Raw genomic sequence first — 4946 nt, 5'->3', positions numbered from 1 at the left:
GGCGGGTCGCGGTGTGCTGTGTCGCCGGGGGGTCCGGGGCTGTTTTCGGTGGGGAGCTGCGGGGGGTGTCCGGGGCGGCGGGGGGCCGGGTGTCCGCCGGGGGCGGGGGTCGGGTCGCCGTGCGGGTGGATGGCGTGGGGTGGCGGCTCTTTCGGGTCGCGGTGGGGCGGCTGGGGTCGGGTGGGGCGGCTGGGGCCGTGGTGCGGGTGCGGTCGGTCCCGGGGGCCGGGCGGGTCCTGCGGGTCCTGCGGGTCCTGCGGGTCCTGCGGGTCCTGTCGGGGGTGTCGTGGTGCGGGGGCGGGTGGGGGTGGGGGTGTGTGCGGGTTGTGGGGTGGGGGTGTCGTGGTGCGGGGGCGGGTGGGGGCGGGTGGGCGTGTCCTGCCCGGGCCCCCCGGGCCCCCCGGGGGGCCGGGGGGCCGGGGGGCCCGGGTGGGTGCGGTGTGGGGTGGGTGCGGTGTGGGGTGGGGTGGGTGCGGGTGTCGGGTTCCGGGGGCGGGGGGCTGATGCCGGGGGGCGGGTTACCGGGTGGTGTGGTTGACCGGGGCGGCTTCGGCCCATTCCGGGCGGGTGGTCGGGCGGCCGTGGACGCTCTCCACGAGGGTCTTGGAGTTCTCGAGGGTCTCCGTCAGCGACCGCGGGCCGCGGAAGGGGCGGCCGCCGATGTGCCAGCCGTCGGTGTGGAGTTCCTCGATCAGTACCCAGACGACCTCGCGGAACGCCTCGGAGCCCTCGAACCGGACCATCACGTCGGTGAGTGCCTGGGCCATGGCGTGCTTCTCCTCCTCGGAGAAGACGCCTTCGACGAGCTTGACGTTGACGAACGGCATGGGAGGTGCTCCTGGTGGTGGTGGTGGTGGTGGTGGTGGTGGTGGGGTGGGGGGGTGGGGGGGTGGGGGGGGTGGGGGGTGGTGTGCCCGGGGGTGGGGGCGGGGGCTGCCGCCGGTCGGGGGCCCGGGTCCGGCGTGGGGGCCGGTGGCGGCGGGTGCCTTCCTGCGGTCGGCGTGTGCTGCCGGCCGGTGAGGACAACTCTCGCGTCGGTGTCCGGTCGCGTCATGAGTCGGATGACTGTCCGTCGCGGGTGCCGGACGGTGGTGTGGTCCGTCACCGGCCCTGGGGGGTGGCTGCCCCGGGTGCGGGCCCGCCGCCCGGGGCGGGTGCGGGCGGGGCGCCGTGGGGCGGGTGCGGGGGCGGCGCGGGGGCGGCCGGTCCGGCGGCCCGGCCGCGTGGTGCCCGCGCGGGGGGAGGGGAGGGGAGGGGCCGGCGGGGCGGCGGGGGCGTTCGCCGGCCGGTCCGCCGGGCCGGGGGCCGGGCGTCCGGCCGGGGCGCCGGGCGGGCCGGGCCTGTCCGGGGGGGGCCCTGCGTGAGGACGTCCGGTGGGCCCCTCCATCATTCCCTCGCATGCGATTGGCTTGCACGCGAGTGAATGGTGGTCTAGGTTTCTGGGTGCGGGCCCGGCCGGGACCGCGGACACCGAGACCTGACGAGGGACTGATCATGGGCAAGCCGACCGTGCGCCGCCGCGCCGTCCTGACCGCCGCCGCCGCCCTGGGCGCCGCCGCCGTCGCGGCCACCACCGCGGCCACCACCGCCACCGCCGCCGCCCCGGCCCGCCCCGCCCCGGCCCGCCCCGCCCCGGCCCGCCCCGCCGCGCACCCCGCCCCGGCCAGGCCCACCGTGGTCCTGGTCCACGGCGCCTTCGCGGAGTCCGCCAGCTGGAACGGCGTCGTCCAGCGGCTGCAGCGCGACGGCTACCCGGTCATCGCCCCCGCCAACCCGCTGCGCGGCGTCCACACCGACGCCGCCCACCTCGCCGCCCTCCTCAAGACCGTCAAGGGCCCGATCGTGCTCGCCGGCCACTCCTACGGCGGCTCGGTCATCAGCGAGGCCGCCGCCCACAACCACCAGGTCAAGGCCCTCGTCTACATCGCCGCCTTCGCCCCCGCCGAGGGCGAGAGCGCCGCCGAGCTCTCCGGCAGGTTCCCCGGCGGCACCCTGGGCCCCACCCTCACCCAGGTCACCGTCCCCGCCCCCGGCGGCACCACCGCCACCGACCTCTACATCAAGCAGGACAGGTTCCGCGCCCAGTTCGCCGCCGACGTCCCCGCCGCCACCGCCGCCGCCATGGCCGCCACCCAGCGCCCCATCGCCGCCACCGCCCTGGAGGACAAGGCCACCGAGACCGCGTGGAGGACCATCCCCTCCTGGGACCTGGTCACCCTCCAGGACAAGAACATCCCCGCCGCCGCCCAGCGCTTCATGGCCCACCGCGCCCACGCCCGCACCGTCGCGGTCAACGCCTCCCACGCCGTGACCGTCTCCCACCCCGGCGCCGTCACCCGCCTCATCGAGCAGGCCGCCCACGCCACCACCCGCTGACCCCCGGCCCGGCCCGCAGGCCCTTGCCCGGCTCGGCAGCACGCACCACCGCACATCCGCAGTCCCACCCGGCACCCACCCCCCATCCAAGGAGCACGTCATGCTGCCGTTCGGATTCTTCGTCGAGTTCGAGGCCCGCCCCGGCAAGGAGGAGGAGGCCGCCCGGTTCTTGGAGGAAGCCAAGACCCTTGTGGACGACGAGCCCGGTACGGTCACCTGGTTCGCATTCCGCCTGACGCCGTCCTCGTTTCGGATCTTCGACGCCTTCGCCACCGAGGAGGCCCGTCGGATCCATCTGGACGGCAAGGTGCGCCAGGCCATCGAAGCTCGTGGCGACGAACTCTTCGCCACCCCGCCCGTGATCACTCCTGTCGACCTCGTCGCCGCCAAGCTCTCTGCCTGAGGGGCGGCACAAGCAAGCACTTTGCCCGCGCCCGGCTGCCAGCCGGGCCGGGCAGGGCGCCGCCCGCGCCTACGGTGCCATCGAGGCGCTGACCGAGGTCGGCGTGCGCTGCCGGGCGGACGGTGATGACGGGCGCCGGTGTCACCGACAGGCCCGGCCGGCCGGCCGGCCGGCGTGGCCGTGCCCCTGCCCTGGTCCGTTGGCCGGTTCGGCGGCACCGTCGCGCGTGGCCGGCAGGGTGCCGCGACTTCCCACAGGCGTGCGCGACAAGCCCCGTCACTGCGGTGTCCGCCCGCCCGACCGGCGCGCACTGCCCCGTCCTACGATGAACAGACGGCGCTCCCGCACGACTGGGCACCGGCCCGCGGGCGACGTCCTCGCCGGAGCCGGCGGCACCACCGCCACCGACCTCTACATCAAGCAGGACAGGTTCCGCGCCCAGGCCGCCGCCGTCGCCCGCTGGCCGCACCCGGACGGGCCCCGGCCCGCAGACCCCCCGGGCGGTCCTTCGCCGCCCCCGGCCGGCCCGGCCCGGCCGTCCCCCTCCGTCCCCCTCCGCCCCCCTCCGTCCCCCTCCGTCCCCCTCCGTCCCCCTCCGGCCCGCCCACGACCTGGTCCCGGCCCGGTCCCCGTCCGGTTTCCCGGCCGCCCCCCGGGTGGTCCCCGGCCGGCGTTCGCTTCCCGTCCCGCCTCCCGGCGCGCCGGTGCCGCAGTGCGCCGGCGGCCGCCGGTCCGGCACACCCACCCATCCAAAAGGAGACACGTCATGGACTTCCGCACCACCGTCGAGCGCGCCCGGCGCCTGGGGCAGCTGCACGCCGAGTACAAGCCGCTCGTGCTGCCGACCGTCTGGGACGTGTGGTCCGCGCGGACGGCGGCCGCCGCCGGATTCCCCGCGCTGACGATCGGCAGCCACCCGCTCGCCGACTCCCGGGGCGCCGCCGACCAGGAGGGGCAGACCTTCGAGGAGGTGCTCGCCGCCGTCCGGCCGATCATCGCCGCGGTCGACGTGCCCGTCTCGGTGGACCTGGAGTCCGGGTACGGGCACCAGCCCGCGGACCTGATCGCCGGGCTCACCGAGGTCGGCGGCGCCGGCCTCAACGTCGAGGACACCGTCCACTCGCAGGGCGGACGGGTCCGCAGCACGCAGGAGCACGCGGACTACGTCGCCGGCCTGCGGGCGGCGGCCGACGACGCGGGGGTCCCGGTGTGGGTCAACGCGCGTACCGACCTCTTCAAGCACGCCCGGGACGCCTCCGCCGTCCTCGACGAGGTGATCGAGCGGCTGCGGGCCCTGGAGCGGGCCGGCGCCGACAGCGTCTACCCGGTGGGCATCCAGGACGACGACGAGCTGCTCGCGGCGGTGACCGGCGCCGTCGCCGTTCCCGTGAACTCCACCGCCCACCCCGCCCGGCACGACCTCGACCGCTTCCGCCGCCTGGGCGTCGGCCGCGTCACCAACGGCCCGCTGCTGCAGCTCGCGGTGACCGACGCGGTCAAGGACATGCTCGGGCCCTGGCGCCCGTAGCGCCCCGCCCGCCGCGGCGGGCGCCGCCCCCGTGCGCCGGCCGCGTCCCGGGCCCCGCCGGCCGGGCCGTCCGCGCTCCGCCGTCCGAACCGGCCCCTCCCCGGGCCGGCAGGGGCGCGGCGGGACGCGGCCGCTGCGGCCGGGTCCGGTGGCCGGCGCACGGCGACCGGCCACCCCCCGCCGCCGCGGCACGGCCGGGCGGGAGGTCCTTCCCCGTCGCCCCGGCCGCGGACGGGGGCGGCCCCCCGGGCACGCGCGCGTGCCGGGTGCGTGCGAGGCGCCGGGCGCCGGCCGGCCGCACCGGGCCGGGCGCTCCCCGGCCGCACCGGCGAGCGGGGACAGGGCCGGTGGGATGCCGCGTCCCCGCATGCTCAGGGCCGGCCGCGGCGGGCGGCCTGCCGGGCCGGCCGCATGCGGGTGGCGGCTCCGGCGAGGGTGGTCATGGGGTGGATGCGGCGTTGCATCGAGCGGGGACAGGGCCGGTGGGATGCCGCGTCCCCGCATGCTCAGGGCCGGCCGCGGCGGGCGGCCTGCCAGGCCGGCCGCATGCGGGTGGCGGCCCCGGCGAGGGTCATCATGTGGTGGATGCGGCGTTGCACGGTGCGCCGGCTCAGCCCGGTCTGGCTGGCGATGGCCTTG

4 protein-coding genes and 1 pseudogene are annotated in these 4946 nt (G+C 78.1%); 3 read left to right on the top strand and 2 right to left on the bottom strand.

Going from position 1 to position 4946, the window contains the following annotated elements:
* Positions 1–518: 518 nt before the first annotated feature.
* A complete protein-coding gene (locus tag ACFY07_RS28420) occupies positions 519–827 on the bottom strand; it encodes a 4-oxalocrotonate tautomerase family protein (protein WP_390872420.1) in 309 nt (102 codons plus the stop codon).
* A gap of 667 nt (positions 828–1494) precedes the next feature.
* Between ACFY07_RS28420 and ACFY07_RS28415 the strand changes: the two genes are divergently transcribed.
* The 3 genes from ACFY07_RS28415 (at position 1495) to ACFY07_RS28405 (ending at position 4307) form a co-directional block, all read left to right on the top strand.
* Positions 1495–2376, top strand: a complete 882-nt coding sequence (locus tag ACFY07_RS28415; protein WP_390872419.1) for an alpha/beta fold hydrolase — start codon at positions 1495–1497, stop codon at positions 2374–2376.
* Between the two features lie 100 nt (positions 2377–2476).
* Positions 2477–2779, top strand: coding sequence for a putative quinol monooxygenase (locus ACFY07_RS28410; protein WP_390872418.1), 303 nt, complete (start codon positions 2477–2479; stop codon positions 2777–2779).
* Positions 2780–3545: 766 nt separating this feature from the next.
* Positions 3546–4307, top strand: a complete 762-nt coding sequence (locus tag ACFY07_RS28405; protein ID WP_390872417.1) for an isocitrate lyase/phosphoenolpyruvate mutase family protein — start codon at positions 3546–3548, stop codon at positions 4305–4307.
* 506 nt (positions 4308–4813) lie between these two features.
* Here the strand turns inward: ACFY07_RS28405 and ACFY07_RS28400 are convergent.
* A pseudogene (locus tag ACFY07_RS28400) lies at positions 4814–4946 on the bottom strand (TrmB family transcriptional regulator); the annotation flags it as partial.

The organism is Streptomyces sp. NPDC001380 (assembly GCF_042895785.1).
GTDB lineage: Bacteria > Actinomycetota > Actinomycetes > Streptomycetales > Streptomycetaceae > Peterkaempfera.
Note: the sequence above shows the minus strand (reverse complement) of the source record. Positions and strands in the feature narration are given on the sequence as shown.